The sequence below is a fragment of the Oscillibacter sp. genome (assembly GCF_032060045.1).
Lineage (GTDB): Bacteria > Bacillota > Clostridia > Oscillospirales > Oscillospiraceae > Oscillibacter.
In genome coordinates this window covers 65,521-89,223 of the sequence record NZ_DAMBZJ010000002.1, presented here as the reverse complement: position 1 = coordinate 89,223, position 23,703 = coordinate 65,521, and the positions used below count along the sequence as shown (strand labels likewise).

The window sequence follows — 23,703 nt, the reverse complement described above, 5'->3', positions numbered from 1 at the left end:
TCCTGTTATTCATTCTTTTCAGCCTCGTCCTTGTCCGCCAGATACGCATCAATAAAGCACTCTATCTGGGCTGCAACTTTTGCCTGATCCTTTTCCGACAGCTCAGAAAACCCTTTGAATAGCCGTTCGCCGCAAATGCGGCAGTAACGGTCTTCATCCTGGCATTGGTTTCCGCAATGAGGGCAGCACTTCCTTTTTGCCGCCTGTTCCACGGGCGTTACCTCGTCAAAATATGGTTCAATCATTTTATAGATAAGCGCCGTAACCTCCGGGGCCTGATAGAAATGCACTACGTCCTGCAGCTCATGACAGGCAAGGCTGTATTGCCCCATGCCCAGCGCCTTTTGCGCCGTGAATATGTGGAACAGGTAGCCGCAATGCAAGAGCTGCCCTCGTCTGGTTCTGATCCGCTGGGCAAGCTCCCGAAGTGCCAGCAGGCCGCGCCGGTCCTCCTTCTCCGTGTACACCCGCAGCCATGGGAAATCGTTGACCGGCTCCTCTAGGTAATCACGCAGCGCTTGCTTGTCGCTCTGGCCGGGGGTACTGGCAGCATCCGGAGACAGCGCTTTAACATTCCGGCGCTGTGCTTTATCCAGCCGTTCGTCTAAAAAATCTATACGAATGTATAGCCAGAGCATCACCACAAGGGCAAGCCACAGTACAATCGCAATACTTTTGCTGATATTCCCACTCTCTATGTAATCGACAAAAAGGCATGAACCTGCCATGGCGGTTGCTGCCAGAAGCATGTCAAACAGTAGAAAGCCTATATAACACCGTGCTTTTTTCCAATGGCCTTTTAGAAAATCAACTACATTATCAATCCAAAAAAACAGGATAAGGGCTACGACTGGAACACCTATTTCTAGAACATTGTAGATATTAAAATTCATTCCCCTCACACCTCTCTGGAGAAGTAGAGCTTCAGCGCCTGCTGGATGGTGGTTTCGATTTCCTCCTGCGTGGCCTCTTCCGAGAAGTAGCGCCGCACGGTCTTGTAGGGAAGCGTCACCTTGCGCAGATTTTTTCCGCTGGGCTGTACAAGTTCCTCCAGCATTTCCGGCGTAAACCGTGCGCCGCCCTGGTCGGCCTCCCGCAGCCGGTCAGCCAACTCCAGAGACATGTACACGCTATGCTCATGGAAACAGTAGGCTTCAACCGCCTCCTGGTTATCACGAGAGAGGAAAGAAAGGGTTGCGCCGATCGTCAGCCCCAGTTTCTTTTCATCTACTGCCTGCAATAGCGCGGGTGTCAGGTACGTCAGGCGAATATAGCGCTGAATTTGGCGCGCACTTTCATCTGTGCTTTCTGCTATTTCAGCATCTGTTCTTGACTTCGTGCCAACTTGGCACGAAGTCAAATCTGTCCTCTGCCCCTGCCGTTTCATGGTGTCAAGCTGCATCTTATAGGCGAATGCTTTTTCAGAGGGCAGCAGGTTTTTCCGTTGCTGAAGGTTGGTGGAAATCATCTGCAGGATGGCTTCATCGTCGGTGAGCTTCCGAATGATGCAGGGAACCGCTGTATACCCGACGGCGCGGGCCGCAGAGCGCCGGTTATGTCCGGCAATGATCTCATATCGGTGATCTCCCAAAGGACGTACAATCAGAGGCTGAATAATACCGCGTTCTCGAATATTCTGCTGTAACGCCTCCATGTCCTCCGGGGAGTACGGACGGAAGGGCTGCTTCTCCATGCCGGTAGCAAAATCCCGCAGCAATTCAATAGGCAGCTCCCGTAGCGCGTCACCGGCTACAGGCTCCAGCGCCGGTGCAGCAGCGGACGATTCCACGCTGCCGGGGACCTGCAGCGTCCCCGCAAACAGCTTGTCCAACGCGCTGTTACCATTATTTTCCTGCTCTTGAATCAGTTGCTTCAGAACTTCCTTTTTCATATTGGTAGCCTCCTATAAATAATCCCGCAGGAAGGAACTCCTGCTGGGGTGGCGCAACTTCCGCATTGCCTTGATCTCTACCCGCTGTTCCTGGTCTAAGGGGAGATTCAGTTCTTCCGCCGTTTCCTCGGCGGTGTAGACTTCTCCGCCCACAAAGCCGAACCGCAGACGGATGGCGCTTTCCTCTGCCGGTTCCAGTGTCGCCAAAACTTCCCGTACCTGCTCTCGAAGCTCCCGGTGTTCCGCCAGTTCTTCAGGTGTTGGTTCATCTTTTACAAACAGATCTCCAAACGTGGCACTGTCCGATTCATCGGAAACAGGGGCATCCAATGAGCGGGTATAAAAAGATTTGGTATAGTTCAGGAGCATACGGACAATAGCGGGTGGAATGGTCATTTCCTCTGCAATATCGTTAACTTCCGGTTTGCAACCAGTCTCCTTTGAAAAACATTCTGAGGTGGTACGAATTTTTTGGATAGCACCAGTAACCTGGTGTGGAATATGAACGGCATTTTTCTGCCCGATCAGCCGTCCCAGAGCTTGCCTTATTCGGACGGTTATAATTGCTGGAAAGTTGAGAGGGATTTCATTGCAAGTTTCAATCGCCTCAAGCAGGCCCAGCGCGCCCTCCTGCATCAAATCCTCCATGGAAATACTGTTGCCATAGCTGTACCGTTTAGCGATAATGGCCAGCAGGGGGAGGTAGGATAGCGTCAGTTCTTCCCGAGCCGCCACACCGTTGGCAATATCCCGCTTTGCGGCGGCGATATCCTCTAGACGTACCGTGTGCTGCTGAAGCTGCTCTTTTGCTGCGCGGCCTTCCTGAATTGCCCGAAGCAAAACCCGCTCCCGGTCGGGGGACATTGCACCGCACTTGTGATAGTCCGGCAGGGGCGCAGCTCTGTTTTTTTCTTCTCTCATAATCTTTCGCGGTCAGGCATCCTCACGGCTGCGGGGTATGAGATTCCTTTTGCTGACGCTCCAGCTCTGCCTGCGCCTCCTGCATCCGGCGACGTTTACCCAGGAACCAATACTCAAACCAAAAGAGCGGAAAGAACCACACCCCCGCCACAGCCATTCCGGCTAATTCTGCAGTGATAGCATAATCTCGCACAAGGGGATAAATAAGCGGATAGAACAGGCGATGCAAGGCGTAGGGATATGCCATGGTCATAAGGACTAGAAGTGCGATTGCAGCAACGGTAAACGTGTAGATACCCATTCCGAGAAACGTAGTCTTTTTCGGAAGCCGTTCTGTGTTGGGATTTGGTTTTACAGATTTCTGATTGTTCATAGCGGTAAGTCCTTTCTTAATCATCAACAATATGAATGTACCAATCGTTTAGAGCGTCATCAAAGATGTATAGTGATTTGCTAACGGAGGCGTAGAGCTGCCCGCCGGGAGTCCATGAATCAAATACATACACCGGCACGGTGTATTCCATATCATCCGGATACCAGAGCGGCGTGTAGTGGATACGGTTGCCATAGTAGGAAAATGGGTTCCGTTTGAATGACCAGTTCCGTACGTCCACTTTCTCCAGCAGCCGGTTATACTCCTGGTACCCAAACTCCGGGAACGTGGCCACGGCATTTTGGATGGGTGTCACATCGTAATCCGCTACGCCGCTGCCATGCTGTACCAGCGGCTCCACACTGACCTCCACCGCATAGCCGGACTTCATGGTAGTCTGGCCATTGCCCATACGGTACGCTGTTTTGCATCGCTCATCTGGCGTTAACTCATAATCATGAATTACAAGAGACGCCTGATAGGTCACGTAATAGAAATACCAGTAGCCGTAAGTGGCAGTAACCTGAATCCAGCGGGCGTACCATTCGCTCCAGGTGGTTGAGGTGTTGTTGCCGTAGTCCGGTACCGGGGACAGCTTGAAATCGTCGTTGCGGTCGTAGTAGGTTGGATCTGGCGGCGTCTTTTCCTCCAGCTTCACCACGTTAATATTGAGGGTGACGGGATTCCCCGCTCCGGTGGCCGTTGCGGTCAGCTGCTGCGGTTCGCTGGGCGTATGCCAGCGTATCCAGATAAGCTGCGTTCCACCTGCGGGGCAGATAAATGACTTGCGGGAGGTCTGACCGCCGATGGAGAGTATCACATAGGCATCATCATCTGGGTTGATCTCCGTCGAGGATGAAACCGGGAAGCTGACAATAACATCTGTGTCTGTCCGGAACTCATAATCGTATTCGGAAGGTGTCACCGGCGGCGTGGCCTTGAAGGTGACAATGCCCATGCCCAAGTAATGGATGATATCGGCGTTGGTTTGCTTGCCGGACTTTGCTCCTGTCCATTTCTCCAGATGCAATTCTGTGTCGGCCTTTTCCAGGAACATGGAAAGCGGAAGATTCTGATGTGTGAGAGATTTCATCCAGGCACGGAGCTGGCCCTTTGCCAGCACGTCATACTCGGCGGCTTCCGTGGCCGTCATAGCATATTTAGTACCCTTGAACACGAAGTAGGCGATTGGCTCCAGCAGCAGCTTATATTGTCCGCTTATGAGATCGTCATAGGGGACGCCAATGCCGCCCGCAATGGAACGAATACAATTTTCCTCGGTAAAGTAGCGTTTGATGGCGTCAATGTTATTGCCACCTGCACCACCTACGATGGTAGGCATTTTCCTAGATAGAACGGTGCTTTTATACGCAACGGAAGCTCTTTCAAGACTTGAACCATGCAGATAATCAAGCTTATTTCGCTTTACAAACGATGTCTCTACACTGCTTTCAGGTTGGTTGCTCCAGTCCATGGAATAGACCTTTTGCCCGTCTTTCAGAACGGTAATTCTACATCCGTCCTCATTGTTCCAGTAATTCTGCTTGCTTCCTTCACCCATGCCCCCGCCGCCGTCACCGCTGCCGTTGCCGCCGTCAATGTTTCCGTCACCCACGGCCAGCACTGGTACGGTCAGCAGGGACAGTGCCATGACAGTTGCCAGCAGGCTTGCCAATATTCGCTTTTTCTTCAATATGTTCACTCCTTTTGCATAAAAAAAGCTCCCTGCGTCCATTGGTACGCAAGGAGTTTCGTTTTTGATTTGATTTTTCCGGCGCGGAAGATCTCAGCCCATTTCACCGACATAGTTGCCAGTGTCTGGCCCCATTTCAATGTAGTCAGGAGTTCCGCCGCTGGTATCAGCGCCCCATCCAAAAACTTCGTCATAGATTTGCTTCTGACCATCAACCACGCGCGTGTCACCGTTCTGCGGTGTAGAGTTGCTGGGCTTGGACGGTGTACTAGGTGTAGACGGTGTGCTGGGTTTGGTGGAACTGTCTGAGGGCTTTGTGGTGGTATCGGAGCTGTCGGTAGATGGTGTGGTGGTTGTGCTGCCGGTGCTGGGTGTCGTAGCAGCCTGCTCTCCGTGATAGGCTCCATCCGTACCGGTGATCTTCCCGCCGCCGCTGCCAATGTTGGCCGTGGGCGCGTTGGGCGCGGTCGTGGTGGTGTCCAGCTCTCCGGGTTCGGCGTCCCAGGTGCGGTCTATGGTCACGGTGCCGTCCTTGTCCGTCGTGACCTTGATCCGGTCATTGGCGGGGTTTGTGCTGCCGGATCCGGAAGAATTGGTGCTTGAGTTCGCCGCTTGCGAGTTGCCCGAGGTGACAGTGAAATTATAATCTTTCGACGTATCCGGTTCGATGACGGGCAGCGTCGCCGCTTGTGCCTGCTGCTTGCCGGGTAGGTACACACAATTCACATAGTAGATGGAGCTGCATACCACACCGAAGGCCACCACCGTGGTCATAATGCCTTTCCAATGCTTTTTAAAGGATTCTTTCATATGAAATACCTCCTGTCATTTGGTTTTATTTTCCTCTAACGTATCACAATCCATGGGGTTTTGCAACCGTGCGGCCTCCGATGCCGCCTGTTCTTTTTTCAGGCGGCGAAGTTCACGCCGCCGGGCATTGATCTCTTCTTTGTGCAGCGCATAATATGCGCGCTCGCTGGCTCTAATCCTGGCGTTATTTTCTTTGCGGTATTCCCGGTCTTTCGCACGCCGTTCTTCAAGGCTTTTCTTTCGCAGTTCCCGTCTATGCGCATTCACTTCCTCGCGGTGCAATGCAAGATATTCTTTATTACGAGCGCTGATCTCTTCCCGATGCTCATAATAGTATTTCAGGCTTTTAGCAACACAGCTCTCGCGGTTTTCGGCGTAATGCGCTCTGCTCTTCGCAATGATTACATCACGATGTAATTCGCGGTAAAGTCTATCTTTTGCGCGCATTTCATCAAGATTTCTTTGACGACGTTCCCGCTCTTTCCGGTTGATTTCATCACGGTTCAAATGACGCTTCTGCAAAATAGAATCTTTATTTTTCTGGTAGTATTGCTGTGTGCGAAACTTCTTTTTTTGCTCTCGCAGAGCCTGCAACTCTGAGATGGGTTTCATGCTTTTAAGTTCGTCATATGCTTTTGGGGTTATGCGATCCAGAATGCAGTCTTCGTATGGGCAGTGCAAGCAATCCTCATTACATATTGTATTCATGCTGAAACCTCCGGTTTTTGAGCTGGGGCGCTATTTGCATCTGTTGCCTGACTTACTTTGTTTTCAAGCTGTTTGGAATAGCATCGCTTTCCATCATGAACACGCAGCCTGCCGGTATCATTACAGTACAAGCAAGCGTTAACATCAGATCCGGATTTACCTGTAAAGAGCTTTCGCCAATAAATGCAATCTGAACAAGAGCACAATTGAAGCCGCTGGGATACGGCTTGAATAAAGTCGTATCGGTATTCCCGGGCGTTAAAACAGGAAACCTTTTTCAGAATCACCGCATCTACAGGCGTATTATCCCAATAAAAAGCCCGAATGAACAGCATTCGCATTGATCCATCTTGATACGCTTCCATTGTATGACCTATTGCTGAGACGATGGCTTTATAACGACGCTGCTCTTCCGCTGGCAGTTCCACCGAGGCCGCGCTTGCGGTTGGGTCTTTGCCGTGGCTGCTGCTTATGGAGTATTTCAGGCTGCACATTTTCTCCGACAGCGTCGGATAGCTTCGAATAATTTCTTCAATAATAGAATCATTGCTTCCCACGCTTTATCACTCCCTTCCTCTCATGTAAAACGTTCATAATTCCGACTATCATTTACGCTGATTATCTGGTAATATCTTCAATAGCTACGTATATGTATGCGTACCTGTATGGACTTTTCAAGGTGCAAATAAAACAACTATGCGACGCCACCATCTGAGGCGCGCTCAGCGACCCATTGGTTAAATAATTTGCGATAGATTTCAAAATGCCGGTGTGAGTTTGCTTCTTTTGACCGATAGCAGATTGCAAATGGGTAAAGACCAGATTCTATTGCGCACGCCAATGCCTCATTGTTGACAGTCAAGCCCAAATTACGCATGGACTCGGCAAGTTCGTTTAATGTCATTGTTTCTATTCGTGGCATGTGTGACTCCTCTCTGAATATTTAGGCTGACTCATAATCAAAAAGTGCATCAATGGAACATTTTAAGACTTCAGCCAAACGAGGAAGTTTAGCTGCTGCTGGTAGAGCTTCTTCGTTTTCCCACTGTGCAACGGATGATTGCTTTACTTCCATCGCACGGGCTAATTCAGTTTGAGTAATTCCGCAATGTTCTCGTAATTCTTTGATTTTCAAGACGTAATCCCCCTTTCAAGGTTGCATCCAAAAATCCAACGTGGTAATATAGTTTGTAACTATATTTCTGATTTTGGATATTTTTAGTTTGTGACTATAACTATAATTCACGAAAAATGAAGTGTCAAGGGAATTAGTTCATATAATATGAATTATGTCAATAATGCACTAATTATAATTCATATTTTATTTATTTTTATGGTGATGTGTATGGATGTAATCGAAAGAATTTTTGAATTGCTTCAGGAAAAAGGTATGCAGCAAAAAACATTTGCCGAGCGTATTGGAGCAACACAGCAAATAGTTACTGCTTGGAAAAAAAGTACATCAGCGTCATATGTTAAATATCTTCCTCAAATGGCTGAAGTCCTTGGGACTAACGTTCAGTGGCTTTTAACCGGTGAGGGAGAAAAAAACAGACAAACCGCCACCCCAAAGGGCAGCGGTTCGTCTGAAGAGTTTGCAAAGCTCTTTGTTAAGTTGACGCCGGAGAACCAAAAACTGATTATTGCTGCGATGCAAGGTATGCAACCAGACAAATGATTTCTGGCTGTCTTTCCTCGGGTAGTCCACGGAACAATTCCAGAGCGGTTTCTAAAGCATCATCCATACGGGCGTACTCCGTTCTCGAGGATCCTCGTATGAAATTAGGTACCCCCCATATTATAGAATTTTTTAGTTTGCTTGAATAGGGAGTAATCCTCGTTATTTCAGTCTAAAAAAGCGGTGTCTGAATGACACCGCTTATCATTTATTAAAGGATGAAGGCTATGCAATGTCCTAAATGCAACAAGAATGTCCCAGATGACGCTGTATTTTGCTGCTATTGCGGAAAGCGTCTTGCTGTACGAGAGCGCAAAGCAAAGAAGCGTCCGAACGGTACCGGCTGTGTTTACAAACTCTGCGGGAATCGCGCGAAACCTTGGGGTATCAAAAAGAACGGAATTTTCCTTGGTGCCTATCCAACAAAAGCATTGGCCGTCGAGACCTTGGAGAAGCTACAGAAGAAACCTGTTTCAGAATCCTATAATTTTACGATAGAAGAGGTGCGGGAACTTTGGAAACAGGAACACTACCCGGCGTTGTCTGAAAAAGGAAAGGAGTCTTATGATCTAGCATGGTCATTGTTTGAACCTCTCAAAGAAAATAAAATGCGGGATATTCGCACTGAGGACGTTCAAAAGCTCGTAGATGCACAGGTCGGTAAAGGGCGTTCCAGATCACAGTGTGAAAAAGTAAAGGGCATATATAGTCAGCTGTGCAAGGTAGCGATGCGAGAAGATATTATTGATAAAAACTATGCGCTTTTTCTACGACTTCCAAAAAGCAAACGTCCGGATCGTCTTATTTTTACGGAGAAAGAGATCAAAACTCTGAAAGTTGATGCGAAAACAAACGATACTTCAAAGATTATTCTGATGCTTATTTACACTGGCTTTCGTATTAATGAATTGTTACAACTTCCCAAAGCTGGCGTAAATCTTGAAAAAGGGATTTTTACCGGAGGGGAAAAAACAGAGGCTGGTAAAAACCGTGTTGTCCCAATTCATCCTGAGATATTTGCGTATGTGCAGGAATTCATGAGAGAAGCAAAAGGAGATTTGTTTTTAAGTGGGTACACCGGCAACAAGGATGATCACAATTTCAGGAACCGGGAGTATTATCCAACGCTAGAACGCTTGAGGATCAGAACAGAAGAACGGCCAATGAAGCCACATGCTTGTAGATACACCTTTGCTACTCGTGGAGCTAAATCTGGCGTATCTCAGGAAGCTTTGCAAAAACTTATGGGCCATGCAAAATATGACACTACAACAGACTTCTATATTCAAGATGATGTCGATATGCTGAAGAAGGAAATGAAAAAGCTAAAATGAGCGGTTGTCAACATATTGTCAACAAATTAAAAAATTGGAAAAAGCAAAAATCCTTAGAACCATTACGGCTCTAAGGATTTTTTGGTGGACGATACAGGACTCGAACCTGTGACCCCCTGCACGTCAAGCAGGTGCTCTAGCCAGCTGAGCTAATCGTCCGAAGCGAACGAATGAATAATACACGAAAACGACACGTTTGTCAACAGCTTTTAAAAAATAAAGGAGAAAAAATAAAAAAGGCTGCCAGAGGTATAAAAAGGGCACCTCTCTGCCCGCCAAAACATAGCCGCCGGAAAAAGGTAGACTTATCCACGACGCCAAACTGTAACTCTTTCGACGAAATTTGTCATTATTTTTAACCGGATTGTCTTCACTTTTTTCTTCTTTGGCACGTCCTTTTTGTATACAATGGAATACACAAACCGGTTAAAGGAGAGTGCGGCGTGGCGGGAAGACGAAAAAAGCATGAAAAAAGAAGGGTTCGCAAGCAGGCCTTGCTGGTATTGTTTCTGACGGTGGGACTTACGGTGACCACGCCTTTGACGCCCACGCTGGACGCCTCGCTGGCTTCCGTGGCCGCGGCGACCGCCCCTTCCGCTTCGCAGACAGAGACGCGGGCTCAGCCTAAGGCATGGGCGGATTTTGTGGACGGCTCCTTTGGTTCCGCCGCTCTCGACGTGGAGACGGAACCCAAAACAGGTTTCCGGATGGATCTGGAAAATGGCCGGGAAGTGCCCGCCGAAGAGGGTGACGAGACAGACTCGAAGTCAGAACCCGGAGTAACCGGGGAGAGCATTTCCGTGGAAGATAGCTATTTTGCAGACGCGGCCTTCGTGGGAGACTCCCGGACCGAGGGCTTTGAGTTATACAGCGGCCTGAAAAACGGTACATATTTTTGCGCCGTGGGCGCCACCGTCCAAACGGTCATGGATAAAAAGACGCAGGAGGGGCCCTCCGGGCCGGAGACAATTATTGATGCGCTCTCCCGAGGAAGCTTCCAGAAAATTTACATTATGCTGGGTATTAACGAACTGGGCTGGTATCGCACAGAGGAATTTACGGAGCAATACGCACAGGTGATTACTCGCATTCGGGAGGACCATCCCGATGCGACGATTGCAATTCAGTCCCTGCCGCCTGTCAGCGCAAAGCAGGACGCCAAGCGAAGCTATGTAAAAAACGAGCGCATTGTCCTGTATAATGGGCTTCTTGAGGAACTTGCGGCGGCGGAGGGCTGTATGTTTTTGGACGTGGCTTCCGCCGTAACGGATGAAAACGGAACCCTTCCGACGGAGCTAACCACCGACGGGGTGCATCTCAATACCGCGGGGTGCAAAAAGTGGCTGGAATATCTGAGGATACACCCGGTGTAATCTCAAAGGCAGGCGTGAAGGCCGCCGCATTCGCTTAAAAAGCGGAAAATGCGGCGGTTTTTACGATTTTTATTTAAATTTGCGAAATAAATGGGTTAAAAAAGATATAAAGCGTTGTAATTTTAATATTATAATTATATAATAAAATAACCTATCATTATTTCATCCACCGTGCGCCAAAACCCCATCGCCGCTTCTTGCGTCACCGTTTACGGCGGGCTGGGCGAGGGCGGATACGCACGCTGGGAAAGAACGGGGGAAAAGCGGGATGAATACGCGGCGCAAAATCTTGGTGGTGGACGACAGCATTGCCAACCGCCTGACGCTCTGTAAAATTCTCTCCCGGGAATACGAAACGCTGGAGGCCGACAACGGGCAGAAGGCGCTGGAAATTCTAAACCGGGAGTCGCTGGGAATTTCTCTGATCTTTCTGGACATCAGGATGCCCGTGATGGACGGATACGCGTTTTTGGAAAGCGTGCAGACAGACAAGCTACTGGCCGCCATCCCCGTGATTGTTGTCACACAAGGCGGTGGAGAAGAAGACGAGGTGGAGGCGCTGACCCGCGGGGCGATGGACTTTATTACAAAGCCGTACAAGCCGCGCGTGGTGCTGCATCGGGCTGCAAACATCATCTCCCTGCGGGAGACGTCGGCACTGGTGAATCAGATGGAGCACGACCGGCTGACTGGACTGCACAGTCAGGCGTTTTTCTATCAGAGGATGCGTCAGACACTGCGGCAAAACCCGAAGGGGCCTTATGACCTTCTGTGCTCCAATGTGAAAAATTTCAAGTTTATCAACGAGGTGTTTGGTCTTGCGGTGGGAGATCAGATTTTACGGCTGATTGCCCGGGAGCTGCGGGACGGGCTTCCGGGCGAGCACTTTTGCGGTCGTCTGCAAGCCGATATTTTTGCGTGTATGATCCGGCGAGATTCCATGGATTTGGAGGCTGCGCTGAACCGGGCCACGGAGCGTATCCGGGGAGAGTCCGGCGTGAAGAGTTTTTCTATGAAATGGGGGGTCTATTCCATCACGGATCTGCACATTCCCGTTGAGCAGATGTGCGACCGTGCGCTGTTGGCCTGCAACTCCATCCGGGGGGAATATGGACGACTTTTGGCCTTTTACAACGACGAGCTACGTCAAGCGCGGCTGTGGGAAAAAACGCTGGAGGACGGGATGGAGGCCGCTTTGGCCACCCGCCAGTTTGAAATTTTTTATCAGCCAAAATTCAGCCTGCGCAGCAACCGAGTTTGTGGTGCGGAGGCGCTTGTGCGCTGGAACCACCCTACTCTGGGTTTTTTGCTGCCCGAAAGCTTTATGCCCCTGTTTGAGCGCAATGGGTTTATTACCCGTCTGGACCAGTACATCTGGGAGGAGGCCGCTTCTGCCATGCGGGAGTGGGAGCTGCGGGGGCTGCCGCTGGTGCCTGTCTCCGTCAACGTCTCAAGGGCCGACATCTACAACGCCAATTTGGAGTCCGTGCTGTTGGGGATTCAACAGCGGTACGGCATCAAGCCGGGTCTCCTTCATCTGGAAATTACGGAGACGGCTTATACAGAGGACCACCGTCAACTCTGTGAAGAGGTGACAAAGCTTCGCAACGCAGGGTTTACCATTGAGATGGACGATTTTGGAAGTGGCTACTCTTCATTGAATATGCTTAATGAGCTGCCCATTGACATTCTGAAGCTGGATATGAAGTTCTTAAAAGAGGATCAGGAGCGGAGTAAGCGCCGTGGAATCCTCAGCTTCGTGGTGAGCCTTGCGCGCTGGCTGGACCTTCAGGTCACGGCCGAGGGCGTGGAATCCGCCGAGCAGGTGGAAAAACTGCGGAGCATGGGTTGCAACTATGCCCAGGGATATTATTATGCGCCTCCGCTTCCGCGGGAGGAGTTTGAACAGTTTTTAGAGGATGTGGATGATTCACAGGAGGAAAATTCTCTAAAAAATGCCGACATTTTAGAAAAGACCTATCTTCTGGAGATGGCTGCCTATCAGGATTATCTAACCGGCCTTCTAAACCGCCGTGGACTAAACGACGCCATGGCGCGGCTGGACCAGTCTCAAACCGGCGTGTCGATTTTTGTCTTTGACATGGACAATCTGAAGGACTGCAACGATTCCAAGGGCCACGCGGGGGGCGATGAAATGCTCCGCCGATTCAGCACGGTGCTTCGCTCCCATACCCGGGGCGGGGACATTCTCTCCCGTATCGGTGGGGATGAGTTTGTGGCCGTGATGCCCCGGATGCGCTCGGCGGAGTCCGCCATGAAAAAAGGGCAGGAGATCTGTCAGGCGTTTCGGGAAAGCAGCCCCCATCTGCCGGACGGCTTTTGTCCCTCTTGCTCTGCGGGCATGGCCCTGATGCGGGAGGGGGAATCCTTCGAGTCGGCCTTTGCCCGGGCCGATCAGGCGCTTTACCGCGCAAAGCGGAATCAAAAAGGCGTGTGCTTTGCCTGAGACAAGGTCGCAGACCGGAAGACGAAAGCCACTGTTGAAAGTGAGGTGCTGCCAATGAAAGAGTGTACCGAAGCTATGGGGCAAGCGCAGGAGTTTTTGCGGGTTTGGTTTTGCCGCCGGGACGTGGAAACCGCGTCCCGGTATCTGTCCGATGCAATTGGCTTTTTGGGTCCCGGCGGTGGAGAAGACGTTTTGGGCGTCTCCGCCATGAAAGACTATCTTATTCAGGACTGTCGGGAAGAGCCTCGCCAGTTTCACATTGTATTTCTCCACCCCTGGGAGCAGCAGGTGGCAGAGGGTTGCGCCTGTGTGAAGCTGGAGGTGCTCCTGCAAAATAAGGAATATAGCTGGCGGCTGCGCTTTTCCTTTCTGCTTCGCAAAGAGAGGGAATTTTGGCGCATCTGCCATATCCATATTTCCGAGGCCACGGGCAATCAGCGCGGCGGGGAGCACTATCCCCGCACCTTGGTGGTGGAAAGCCTGAACCGCCAGCGCAGCGACCTTTTGAACGAGGCCATTGCCGGTGGTATGATCGGTGGCTATCAGGAGCCGGGCTTTCCGTTTTACTTCGTGAACCAGCGGATGCTGGACTATCTGGGCTATGGCAGTGAGGGAGAGTTTGTGGCCGATATCGAGGGGCTGATATCAAATAGCATCCATCCAGAGGACCGGACGGAAGTTACCCGCTGGATTGCCGAACAGATTTCCCAAACCGGCGAATATACGGTGGAGTACCGGATGAGGAAGAAAACCGGGGAGTACATCTGGGTGCACGTCATTGGCCGCAGCGTCACGTCGGAAAACGCAAAGCCTGCAATTATGTCCGTGTGCGTGGATGTCACGGCCCTGCACATGGCGCAGGAGGACCGGCGACAACTGCTCAATACCATTCCGGGCGCGGTGCTGCGCTGCCGCTATGCCGAGGGGCTGGAGGTGCTGGATACCAGCGACGTGCTGTACGGTATCACCGGTTATGGGCCGGAAGAGCTGGCGTTGGCGGGGAACCGGCTAACCGCCTTGCTGGAGCCGGAGGACGCTGAAAAAATTCTCCCGGCTTTTCATGCTCAACTTGCCGCGGGTGCCGGAAGTGTGTATACCGAGTGCCGTTTGAATCGGCCAAACGGAGAGGCTATCTGGATTGCCCTGCGGGGACACATCACCGTTGCAACCGATGGTGGCGAACCGGTTCTCTTTTGTATGCTCACCGACGTGACCGAACAGGTGGAGGAACGGGCCCGGGTCCGCAGACGGTTTCAGCGAGAATCGGACCATGCCACCGAGTTGGCGGCCCCGAATCTGGTTGCAAAGGCTGTGGCCGATTTGACAGAGGACGCCTTCGAGTCCTATTCCGGACTGGGCGGCGCCAGTATGGAGGCTTATTTTACCAATTCCACCGTGGACGAGGCCATGCGTTACATAGCGGACAGCGCCGCCTCCGGAGAGGATGCCGTCCGATTTCTGGAGCGGTTTTCCCGCCGCCGCCTGATGGAGGCGTATGCTACCGGAGAAATGGACCACAGTGTGGAGTATCGCCGCCGCCGGGCGGACGGAAAAATGATTTGGTGCCGGACAGTGGGTCGCACGTATCTCACCCCAGAAACCAGCCACCTGACATTGTTTATTTACAGCTTTGATATTACCGAGGAATGGCTTTCCCGCAGGCTTCTGGAGCAGGCGTCCATCATGGATTATGATTTTTTAATGGACGTGGACATTGAAAATAACTGCTATCATATCGCCGCCCGGAGCGAGGCGGGCGTCATGAATCTGCCGGACAAGGGAGAATTTCATGTGGAGTTTCGCAGGGCCTCCGCCGCCGCAATTCCGGAGACATCCCGGGCGGAGTATTTCAGGCAGTTGGATTTTGACAACATCCGTGCCCGGCTGGAGACAAGCCCTTCTTACTCCTTCACGGTGCCCAACCAGACGAGCAGGGGACTGCGCTATAAAAAATACAGCCTTTCATACATCGACAAAATTACCGGACATGTCTGTCTCAACCGAGTGGACATTACCGACATTATCGAAAGCGAACAGCGCCAGAAGGAGGCTCTTCTTACCGCTCTTCAAGCGGCAAAACAGGCCAATCTTGCCAAGAGCGATTTCCTCTCTCGCATGAGCCACGAAATCCGTACACCGCTTAACGCCATAATCGGGATGGCATCCATTGCCGCTTCCGCTGGGAACGACAGGCGAGAGATTTCGGACTGCCTTTCCAAAATCAGCGTCTCTTCCCGGTTTTTGCTCTCCCTCATCAACGACATTCTGGACATGAGCCGTATCGAAAGCGGAAAGCTGCTGCTGAAAAACCAACTCTTTTCCCTCAAGGACATGATCTGCAACACGGCCGATATCATTCGCGCTCAGGCGGGTCAAAAGGGCGTGGAGTTTGATTGCGTTCTCTATCCCGGGCTGGGCGAGAGCTACGCCGGCGATGAGATGAAGCTTCAGCAGGTGCTGGTAAATATTCTGACCAACGCTGTAAAGTTCACCGCGGACGGCGGAAAAGTCACCTTCTCGGCCGAGGAAGTGACCCGCGGGAAGAGCGACGCCACGCTTCGTTTTGTGATCCGAGACACCGGAATCGGCATTGATCCGGGCTTTTTACCCCGGGTGTTCGATGCGTTCGCGCAGGAGAGCGGCGGATCCACCACCGCATACGGCGGAACGGGCCTGGGGCTGGCCATCTCAAAGAACATTGTGGATATGATGAACGGGCATATTACCGTCCGCTCCATTCCGGAGGTGGGATCCGAGTTCACGGTGGACGTGCGTCTGGGCGCAGGCCCGGAAGAGGCTCCCTCGAAGGAAGCAGCCCTTCCATATAAGGGAATGCGGTGTCTCGTGGTGGATGACGACGCCGCCGTATGCCAAAGCACGTTGCAGATGCTGCGGGAGATGGGTACCGCCGCTGAGGGCGTGGACAGCGGTCCCCGGGCCATCGCCCGGACAAAGGCGCTGATGGAGTGCGGGGAATGCTTCTCTGCCGTATTTCTGGACTGGAAGATGCCCGAGATGGACGGAGTGGAAACGGCCCGGCGGCTGCGGACTTTGACAGCGCAAAAAACCATGATTTTCCTGATGACCGCCTATGACTGGGGTAGCATCGAAGAACAGGCCCGCTCCGCAGGCGTGGACGTTTTGCTGGAAAAGCCGCTGTTCCGCTCCACGTTGGAGTCTGCCTTTGCGCGGGCTTGTTCCAGCAAGACGCAGCCGAAGGTCCGCTCTGCCGTTGAGGCCTACAAGTTTGAACACCGCCATATTTTGCTGGCGGAGGACCATCCTCTAAATGTTGAGATTGCCGTGAAGCTGCTGGAACGGGTGGGCTTTGAGGTGGATACCGCCATCAACGGCCTGCGGGCGGTGGAGCTGTTTAAAAAATCTTCCGTTGGGTACTACGACGCGGTGCTTATGGATATTCGCATGCCGCTGATGGACGGATTAACCGCCGCGGCCGCCATTCGCGGCATGAACCGACCGGACGCTCCCCGAACACCCATCTTGGCCATGACTGCCAACGCCTTTGAAGACGACGTGGAAAAAAGCATGGCGGCGGGGATGAACGCCCATCTGGCCAAGCCCATTGAGCCGGAGGCTTTGTATCGTGCGCTGAATAGGTTTATTTCTGGGGAGAATGAAAATTTATAAAAAGGTCCCGGCGTACTGAAATACGCCGGGACCTTTTTTGCGCGGATATGGTTAGAAACGACCCAAAGATCATGGAAATGCCCACAAGAAAGAAGGTCTGCCCGTTGAATCAGGGAAGATGTTTTATCTCTGGACACGGCCGGAAGCGTTACCGCTGGCCAGATTCTCCACTTCGGAAATAGAAACAAGGTTGAAATCATGCTCGATGGTGTGCTTCAGGCAGGAGGCGGCAATGGCAAAGTCGATGGCCTTCTGGTTTTCATAACCGTTCATCAGAGCATAGATTAAGCCGCCGCCAAAGCTGTCGCCTCCGCCCACGCGATCCACGATATCAATGCGATAAGTGTGGGAGAAGACGGCCTTGCCGTCGCTGTACAACATGCCGGCCCAGTCGTTCACAGAAGCGGAGAGGCTTCCGCGCAAAGTGATGGCGACCTTCTTGAAGCCGAACCGTTCGCTCAGCTGCTTGGCCACACTGCTGTAGCCCTCGTGGCTGATCTTGCCAGTATTTAAATCGGTATCAGCCGCGGCGATGCCGAACACATCCTTGGCGTCTTCTTCGTTGGCAATGCAGACATCCACATAGGGCATCAGTTTGCTCATCGTCTCACCGGCCTGCTCGCTGCTCCACAGCTTTTTACGGAAGTTCAAATCACAGCTGACGGTGAGGCCCATGTCTTTTGCGGCCTTGCATGCTTCCATGCAGATTTCAGGCAGCTTGCCGCCCAGCGCCGGCGTGATACCGGTAAAGTGGAACCAATCAGCGCCCCGGAAAATGCTGTTCCAATCAAAATCAGAGGGCTGCGCCTGAGAAATAGCAGAGTGGGCGCGGTCATAGATGACCTTGGAAGCGCGCTGCGAAGCACCCTTCTCCACGAAATAAATGCCCAGACGGTCGCCACCGCGCACAACCATGCTGGTGTCAACCCCATAGCGGCGCAGCGCATTGATGGCGCACTGGCCGATCTCATGAGCAGGGACCTTGGTTACGAATGCGGCATCAACGCCATAGTTGGCCAGAGACACAGCGACGTTGGCCTCTCCGCCGGCATAGGTGGACTCAAATTTTTCAGACTGGACAAAGCGCTGATATCCCTCCGGATTCAGGCGCATCATAATCTCACCAAAAGTAACGATTTTCATAGCGATGTACTCCTTTTTTAAACAAGTAATTGGTGACCTCAAGCGTTGTGTGCGATTTCCACCAGCTGCCGCGCCACCTCGGTAATCTTATGGTACTCGCCGGCTTCAATCCAGGCCTTGTTGGCGAGATTCCCGCCAACACCGGCACCGGACATTCCGGCCTTCAGGAAATCAGCAAAATTCTTTTCACTGATACCGCCCACAGCCAGCAGCTTGATGTGGCTCAATGGGGCACGGATGGCCTTGACGTACTCCACGCCCAAATTTGCGGCAGGGAACAGCTTAACATACTCTGCGCCGCACTCATGTGCGTACTCAATCTCGGTGGCAGTCATAGCGCCGGGCATTGCCACCATTCCCAGCTCAACTGTGCGGCGGATGACATCGGCGTTGGTGTTGGGGGCGATGGTATAGCTTCCGCCAGCCTGAGCGGTCCGTTCCACCTGTTTTATGGTTAGAACAGTGCCGGAGCCAACCAGCATTTTGCCTGCGTACTTTTTGGCAATGGCAGCGATGCAATTGGCGGTTTCCTCGTCGGAAGCGGGGTCCTTCGGATTGAAGGGAACTTCCATCAGACGGATGCCGCCCTCATAGAGCGCATCTGCCACCTTCATGCACTGCTCTGTTTTAATGCCGCGGACAATGGCAATGACTTTTTCGTGATCGACCTGTTCTTTGATTTCTGTAATCGTCATAATGCTCCTCCTAAGTTGATCGTCATAGAATATCGGTTGTAGTGAAAAAAGAGGGGGCGGAAGGGATATCTGTATCAATAACCTGCCGAAAAAATAGAGAGTCAGGCAAGAGAATGCGTGAAAGTGTTGCGAGAGCAGAAGCCTCCAACAAGGAAAAAGGCCGCTTATAGCGGCCTTTTCCTCAGCAGAGGACTTAACGAGACACAGAAAGTGCCTCCGCCACAGCGTTTCTTGATGTAAATAGTTTAGAAAGAGATTACAGGTTTTCCAGCTTCTTCATATCCATGACAGCACCCTCTGCTCCGGAGCCTGCCAGCTTGCAGTACAGGCTCAGCCAACCACGGGTGAACTTGGGGGCTGGAGCTTTCCACGCAGCCTTGCGGGCAGCCAGCTCTTCGTCGCTGACCAGAACGTTCAAAGAACGCTCTTCCACGTCAATGGCGATGCGATCGCCGTCATGGACCAGAGCGATCGTGCCGCCCTCAGAAGCTTCGGGAGAGATATGACCGACAAAGCAGCCGTTGTTGGTGCCGGAGAAGCGACCGTCCGTGATCAGAGCGGTGGTTTTTGAAAGACCGCGGCCATAGAGATACTTCATAGCCTTGTACATCTCGCGCATGCCCGGGCCGCCCTTGGGCCCCTCGTAACGAATGACCACGACATGGCCGTCGCGGACCTTGCCCGCCAAAATCGCCTCCTCGGCGGCTTCCTCAGAATCGAAGCAAATCGCCTCGCCTTGAAAGTGATGCAGGCTCTTGTCAAAGGCGCCGGGCTTGGTAATGCCGGTGTTGGAGGCCAGATTGCCCCGCAGAACTGCGACGCCACCGGTGAAACCGAAGGGATCGTCAAGGGTGCGGATGGTGTGGCCGGTATCGGGATAGAGATACTTGTGGGAAGCAATGTTCTCGCCAATGGTATGTGCCGTAACGGTCATCTGATCGTAATCCAGATGCGCGCGGGTCAGATTTTGCATCATGCGCATCACGCCGCCGTCCTTGAAGAAATCAATGACATTGTAGTTGCAGGAGGGATTCATTTTGGCGATCTGCGGAGTGGTGCGGGAGAGGGCGTCGAACTCGGCCAGAACGTCGATATCCAACTCTGCCTCGTGCGCGATTGCGATCAGGTGCATAACCGCATTGGTAGAGCCGCTCATGGCCATGCAGGCCTTAATGGCGTTGCGGATACTTCCATTGGTAATGATCTTGCGAGAGGTGATCTCTTTTTCCACCAGCTCCATGATCTTGATGCCGGCTTCCTCGGCCAGTGCCAGGCGGCGGGCAGAGGTGGCGGGCGCTAAGCTGGCATCCGGCAGCGTCATACCCAAAGCCTCAGACAGAGAGCACATGGTGTTGGCGGTGCCCAAATACGAGCAGGAACCGCATCCGGGGCAGGCGGTATCTTCCAAGGAGACGTATTCTTCCTCGGTGATCTTGCCGGCAGAGAGCATGCCATAGGCCTCGGTGCTGGAGGTCTGATCGGACTCGCGGCCATCAAACACCTTGCCGCCCTCCATGGGACCGCCGGGCAGCACGATGCAGGGAATATCCAGACGGGCGGCCGCCATCAGCATACCGGGGACAATTTTATCGCAAGAGCCCAGCAGCACCAGCGCATCAAACTGATTGATCTGGGCCATGGTTTCAATAGAATTGGCGATAAGTTCACGATGGGGAAGAATGTAATGCATACCGACATGGCCGTTTGCCATACCGTCGCAGCCGCCGATCACGCCAAATTCCACAGGGGTGCCGCCGGCACGGTAAATGCCGTCACGGACGCGCTGCGCAACCTGACGCAGGTTGAAGTGGCCGGGGACGGACTCGCTCCAGGAGTTTGCAATGCCTATGACAGGACGGGCCAGATCATCAGAAGTGAAACCCATCGATTTGTAAGTGGCTCGATAATATTGATTGCTAAGACCGGTCAAATATTTTTTGCTGCGTTCCATAAGTGTTCTCCTTATATCAATGTGTCAAATTCAAAAGCGGGACGATGCCCGAAATTTTCAAATTAAATGCAAAGATTCCAGAATTTTGGTAATTAATAAGACGAGTAAAATCAATGTTCAATCTGGGGAAGTTGCTGTGCATACTGCTGAATGACGGGCAAAAGCTCGGTGAACCTTTTGCTGAGCGCTTGGATGCTTTCCTGCGACATCCCCACACAGATTGCATCGTTGGGGAGATGTATTTTGACAACGCCAATGGAGTCGTTATTGTCAAAGGACAGATTCAAAACGGCGTTCAAGGGTATGATATCTAGACGAGAGCGCATAAATGAACGCATCTGGGTCATAAAAATGTGCTTGTTGGTAACTGCGTAGGCGTAATTGCGCTGGTGCGCGGACATGCTGTGGAATCGATGCAGGCCAATGAAGGTCAGGTAGGCAAATTCATCTTCATCCATGGCCTGCTCCGCCAAGCGAAAGCTGTTGATGCCCCATGCACGGGTCAAGCCCTTGCCGAAGTTATGTTCACAACTGTATGCATACATATCCTCCGCTTTTTTCAAATGGATTTCCTGTTCCATAGGAAATGCCTCCTTATCCTATCATTTTTCATAACTGGCCCGGCAAATGCCGGGCCAGTCTGATTGCGAAAGAACGGCTTCATGCGAAGCGGTGTAGATTAACCCTGAGCAGGATTCAAAAGGTCCATGATTTCGGAACCGGTATCCTTAGCGACCATATCCCGAATGTGGGCGGTCTTTGCCACGAACTCGGCCTTAGCCTCATCGGTCAGATAGGTGACCTCAATGCCGTAATCGTCAATGCAGGACTGCAGGTTGTCGGCAGCAGCCTGACGGTTGATGGACTTCTCCTCTTCGCCGAAAGCCTTTGCAGCCTCGGACAGGATGGCCTGCGTGTCAGCATCATAGGTATCCCAGATCTTCTTGGACATGTCGAACAGGAAGGGGCTATAAATATGGTTAGACATGGTGATATACTTCTGGACTTCCTGGAACTGATAGCTATAGAAGTTCGGAATGGGGTTCTCTTCGCCGTCAACAGTGCCCTGCTCCAGAGCGGTGTACAGCTCAGAAGAAGACATCGGAGTGGCTGCAGCACCCAGGCTGTTCCACAGCTCCTGATGGAACTTGTTTTCCATGGTACGGATCTTCAGGCCCGCAACATCGGCAACAGAAGTAACGGGGTGCTTGCTGTTGGTCAGCTCACGGAAACCGTTTTCGTTCCATGCCAGATTGATAATGCCCTTGTCAGCCAGCTTGGCGTTCAGGAAATCACCAACGACAGAAGCCAGAATGGCGTCAGCCTCGGATTCGTCATTGAACAGGAAGGGGATGTCAAAGATACCCAGCTCGGGCACATAGCCCACCAGGGGAGCGGTAGAGGTGTTGTTGATTTCCAACTGTCCGGCAACGACCATCTCGGTGGCGGTGGTATCGTCGCCCAACTGAGCGCCGGAGTATACCTCAACACCGATGTTGCCCTTGGAGTTGTTTTCAACCATGGGGGCGAACACAGACAACTGCGCCTTGACGCCGGGAGAGGTCTCGCCGGCACCGTTGGAAACCTTCACAACGATGGGGTTGGTTTTGCCCTGTGTCTCGGCAGAAGAGCCGTAAGGGCCAACCTCTGTGCTATCGCCAGAGGCGGGGGTGTTGCCGGAAGTGGAGCCAGCGCTGCCGGCAGGGGTCTTGGTGGCGGCCAGACCACAGCCGGCCAGGGATGCAGTCATGGCCAAAGCCAGCAGCAGTGCAAGAACATTCTTTTTCATGGTGTTTCCTCCTAAGTAAAATATTTAATGAACGGGCGAAAACCCGCGCATTTCAAAAGGGAGAGATCAGCCCATATGCTTGGGCACGAACAGGATCAGCTCGGGGAACAAGGTAATGATCAGCAGAACCAAATACATAACACCGATGAAGGGCAGGCTGGCTTTGATCAGATCAGCCAGCTTGATCTTGGACAGGGACACGCCGCAGTACAGCACGTTGCCGACAGGGGGCGTGGCCAGACCAATGCACAAGTTGGCAACCATGACAACACCGAAGTAAACGGGATCCAGGCCAAAGCTTTTGGCGATGGGCAGCAGAATCGGAGTCAGGATCATGATGGCGGGACCGGAGTCCATAACGCAGCCGACCAGAACGAGCAGCAGGTTTACCAGCAGCATAAAGGTCACGGGACTGTTGGTCAAGGAGAGAATGACCTTAGCCAGAAGCTGGGGAATCGCACAGGTGGTGACCAGGTAAGCGGCTACCTGCGCAGAACCGACAACGAACATCATGACAGCGGTGGACTTCATAGCGTTGATCATCAGATGGGGCCACTCGTTAAACTTGAATTCACGGTACACAAAGCCGGAGACGATCAGTGCGTACAGAACAGCCAGAGCGGCCGTTTCCGTGGCGGTAGCAATACCGGTGGTGATGCACAGGATAATGAACACGGGAAGGCAGATCGCAAGAAAGGCTTCTTTGGTGGCTCTCAAGATGCCGATCAGGCTGGTCTTGGGGCCAACAGGATAGTTGCGCTTACGGACATGGAAGAACCATGCGGTCATGAGGCCAATGCCGATCAAAATGCCGGGGACGATGCCTCCCAGAAACAGAGCGGAAACGGAGACCTCGGCACAGACACCGTAGAAGATCATCTGGGTGGAGGGAGGAATGATGGGGCCGATACAGCCGGCGGCACAGATGATGCCGGTGGATTTGCCCTTATCATAACCGGCGCCGTCCATGATGGGGAGCATCATGGAACCGACTGCGGTGGTATCAGCCACTGCGGAGCCGGACACGCCTGCAAAAATCATGGAAGCCAGAATGCCCACATAACCCAGACCACCCTTGAAACGGCCCAGCACGGAGTAAGCAAAATCAACGATACGGCGGGAAATGCCGCCGCGGGTCATGATCTCACCGGCAATCATGAAGAAGGGGATGGCCAGCAGGGGGACGCTGTCAGTGCCGTTGACAAATTTTTGAGCGAGCGTAAAAAAGG

20 protein-coding genes and 1 tRNA gene are annotated in these 23,703 nt (G+C 52.3%); 5 read left to right on the top strand and 16 right to left on the bottom strand.

The features are described from left to right. Window positions 1-5: 5 nt before the first annotated feature. The 9 genes from RT018_RS01415 to RT018_RS01375 all read right to left on the bottom strand — a co-directional run bounded on the left by RT018_RS01415 (window position 6) and on the right by RT018_RS01375 (window position 7,531). Entirely contained in the window at window positions 6-728 is a 723-nt protein-coding gene (locus tag RT018_RS01415; RefSeq protein WP_312938749.1) for a zinc ribbon domain-containing protein, read from the bottom strand. Between the two features lie 170 nt (window positions 729-898). Next, window positions 899-1,891 carry a ParB/RepB/Spo0J family partition protein gene (locus tag RT018_RS01410; RefSeq protein ID WP_312938748.1) on the bottom strand — a complete coding sequence of 331 codons (993 nt, stop codon included), beginning with the start codon at window positions 1,889-1,891 and terminating at the stop codon, window positions 899-901. A gap of 12 nt (window positions 1,892-1,903) precedes the next feature. Next, window positions 1,904-2,812: a sigma-70 family RNA polymerase sigma factor gene (locus tag RT018_RS01405; RefSeq protein WP_312938747.1), complete on the bottom strand. Its 909-nt coding sequence runs from the start codon at window positions 2,810-2,812 to the stop codon at window positions 1,904-1,906. A 22-nt stretch (window positions 2,813-2,834) separates the two neighbouring features. Continuing rightward, the gene (locus RT018_RS01400; RefSeq protein WP_312938746.1) at window positions 2,835-3,185 is read right to left on the bottom strand and encodes a hypothetical protein; all 351 of its coding nucleotides are present in this window, start codon (window positions 3,183-3,185) and stop codon (window positions 2,835-2,837) included. Between the two features lie 16 nt (window positions 3,186-3,201). Next, window positions 3,202-4,878, bottom strand: a complete 1,677-nt coding sequence (locus tag RT018_RS01395; protein WP_312938745.1) for a hypothetical protein — start codon at window positions 4,876-4,878, stop codon at window positions 3,202-3,204. Window positions 4,879-4,971: 93 nt separating this feature from the next. After that, window positions 4,972-5,688 (bottom strand): hypothetical protein, encoded by a 717-nt coding sequence (locus tag RT018_RS01390; protein ID WP_312938744.1) that lies wholly within the window; start codon window positions 5,686-5,688, stop codon window positions 4,972-4,974. A gap of 15 nt (window positions 5,689-5,703) precedes the next feature. Continuing rightward, window positions 5,704-6,396, bottom strand: coding sequence for a hypothetical protein (locus tag RT018_RS01385; RefSeq protein WP_312938743.1), 693 nt, complete (start codon window positions 6,394-6,396; stop codon window positions 5,704-5,706). After that, the gene (locus RT018_RS01380; protein ID WP_312938742.1) at window positions 6,393-6,953 is read right to left on the bottom strand and encodes a hypothetical protein; all 561 of its coding nucleotides are present in this window, start codon (window positions 6,951-6,953) and stop codon (window positions 6,393-6,395) included. Before RT018_RS01380 ends, RT018_RS01385 begins: the two co-directional genes overlap by 4 nt. Window positions 6,954-7,339: 386 nt before the next feature. Beyond that, entirely contained in the window at window positions 7,340-7,531 is a 192-nt protein-coding gene (locus tag RT018_RS01375) for a helix-turn-helix transcriptional regulator (RefSeq protein ID WP_312938741.1), read from the bottom strand. A gap of 147 nt (window positions 7,532-7,678) precedes the next feature. Here RT018_RS01375 and RT018_RS01370 point away from each other — a divergent pair, with 147 nt between their 5' ends. Continuing rightward, a complete protein-coding gene (locus RT018_RS01370) occupies window positions 7,679-8,074 on the top strand; it encodes a helix-turn-helix transcriptional regulator (RefSeq protein WP_312938740.1) in 396 nt (131 codons plus the stop codon). A gap of 227 nt (window positions 8,075-8,301) precedes the next feature. After that, window positions 8,302-9,408, top strand: a complete 1,107-nt coding sequence (locus RT018_RS01365; RefSeq protein WP_312938739.1) for a tyrosine-type recombinase/integrase — start codon at window positions 8,302-8,304, stop codon at window positions 9,406-9,408. Window positions 9,409-9,490: 82 nt separating this feature from the next. Here RT018_RS01365 and RT018_RS01360 read toward each other — a convergent pair. Further along, window positions 9,491-9,567, bottom strand: a tRNA-Val gene (locus tag RT018_RS01360). 284 nt (window positions 9,568-9,851) lie between these two features. On the opposite strand from RT018_RS01360, the gene RT018_RS01355 reads away from it, so the two are divergent. From RT018_RS01355 to RT018_RS01345, 3 genes are all read left to right on the top strand, one after another. Then, window positions 9,852-10,781, top strand: coding sequence for a GDSL-type esterase/lipase family protein (locus RT018_RS01355; RefSeq protein WP_312938738.1), 930 nt, complete (start codon window positions 9,852-9,854; stop codon window positions 10,779-10,781). Between the two features lie 268 nt (window positions 10,782-11,049). Next, the gene (locus tag RT018_RS01350) at window positions 11,050-13,248 is read left to right on the top strand and encodes an EAL domain-containing protein (RefSeq protein ID WP_312938737.1); all 2,199 of its coding nucleotides are present in this window, start codon (window positions 11,050-11,052) and stop codon (window positions 13,246-13,248) included. Between the two features lie 54 nt (window positions 13,249-13,302). Beyond that, complete coding sequence (locus RT018_RS01345) at window positions 13,303-16,896, top strand: response regulator (RefSeq protein ID WP_312938736.1); 3,594 nt, start codon at window positions 13,303-13,305, stop codon at window positions 16,894-16,896. 123 nt (window positions 16,897-17,019) lie between these two features. Here the strand turns inward: RT018_RS01345 and RT018_RS01340 are convergent, their stop codons facing one another. From RT018_RS01340 to RT018_RS01315, 6 genes are all read right to left on the bottom strand, one after another. After that, window positions 17,020-18,039, bottom strand: coding sequence for a PfkB family carbohydrate kinase (locus tag RT018_RS01340; protein WP_397359483.1), 1,020 nt, complete (start codon window positions 18,037-18,039; stop codon window positions 17,020-17,022). Window positions 18,040-18,077: 38 nt separating this feature from the next. Beyond that, window positions 18,078-18,734 carry a bifunctional 4-hydroxy-2-oxoglutarate aldolase/2-dehydro-3-deoxy-phosphogluconate aldolase gene (locus RT018_RS01335; protein WP_312938735.1) on the bottom strand — a complete coding sequence of 219 codons (657 nt, stop codon included), beginning with the start codon at window positions 18,732-18,734 and terminating at the stop codon, window positions 18,078-18,080. 256 nt (window positions 18,735-18,990) lie between these two features. Then, on the bottom strand, window positions 18,991-20,685 hold the full coding sequence (ilvD, locus tag RT018_RS01330) for a dihydroxy-acid dehydratase (RefSeq protein ID WP_312938734.1): 1,695 nt from the start codon (window positions 20,683-20,685) through the stop codon (window positions 18,991-18,993). A gap of 110 nt (window positions 20,686-20,795) precedes the next feature. Beyond that, a complete protein-coding gene (locus RT018_RS01325) occupies window positions 20,796-21,266 on the bottom strand; it encodes a PH domain-containing protein (protein ID WP_312938733.1) in 471 nt (156 codons plus the stop codon). A 98-nt stretch (window positions 21,267-21,364) separates the two neighbouring features. Continuing rightward, complete coding sequence (locus RT018_RS01320; RefSeq protein ID WP_312938732.1) at window positions 21,365-22,474, bottom strand: DctP family TRAP transporter solute-binding subunit; 1,110 nt, start codon at window positions 22,472-22,474, stop codon at window positions 21,365-21,367. Window positions 22,475-22,540: 66 nt separating this feature from the next. Then, window positions 22,541-23,703: TRAP transporter large permease (locus RT018_RS01315; RefSeq protein WP_312938731.1), on the bottom strand; the 1,163-nt coding region annotated here is incomplete at its 5' end.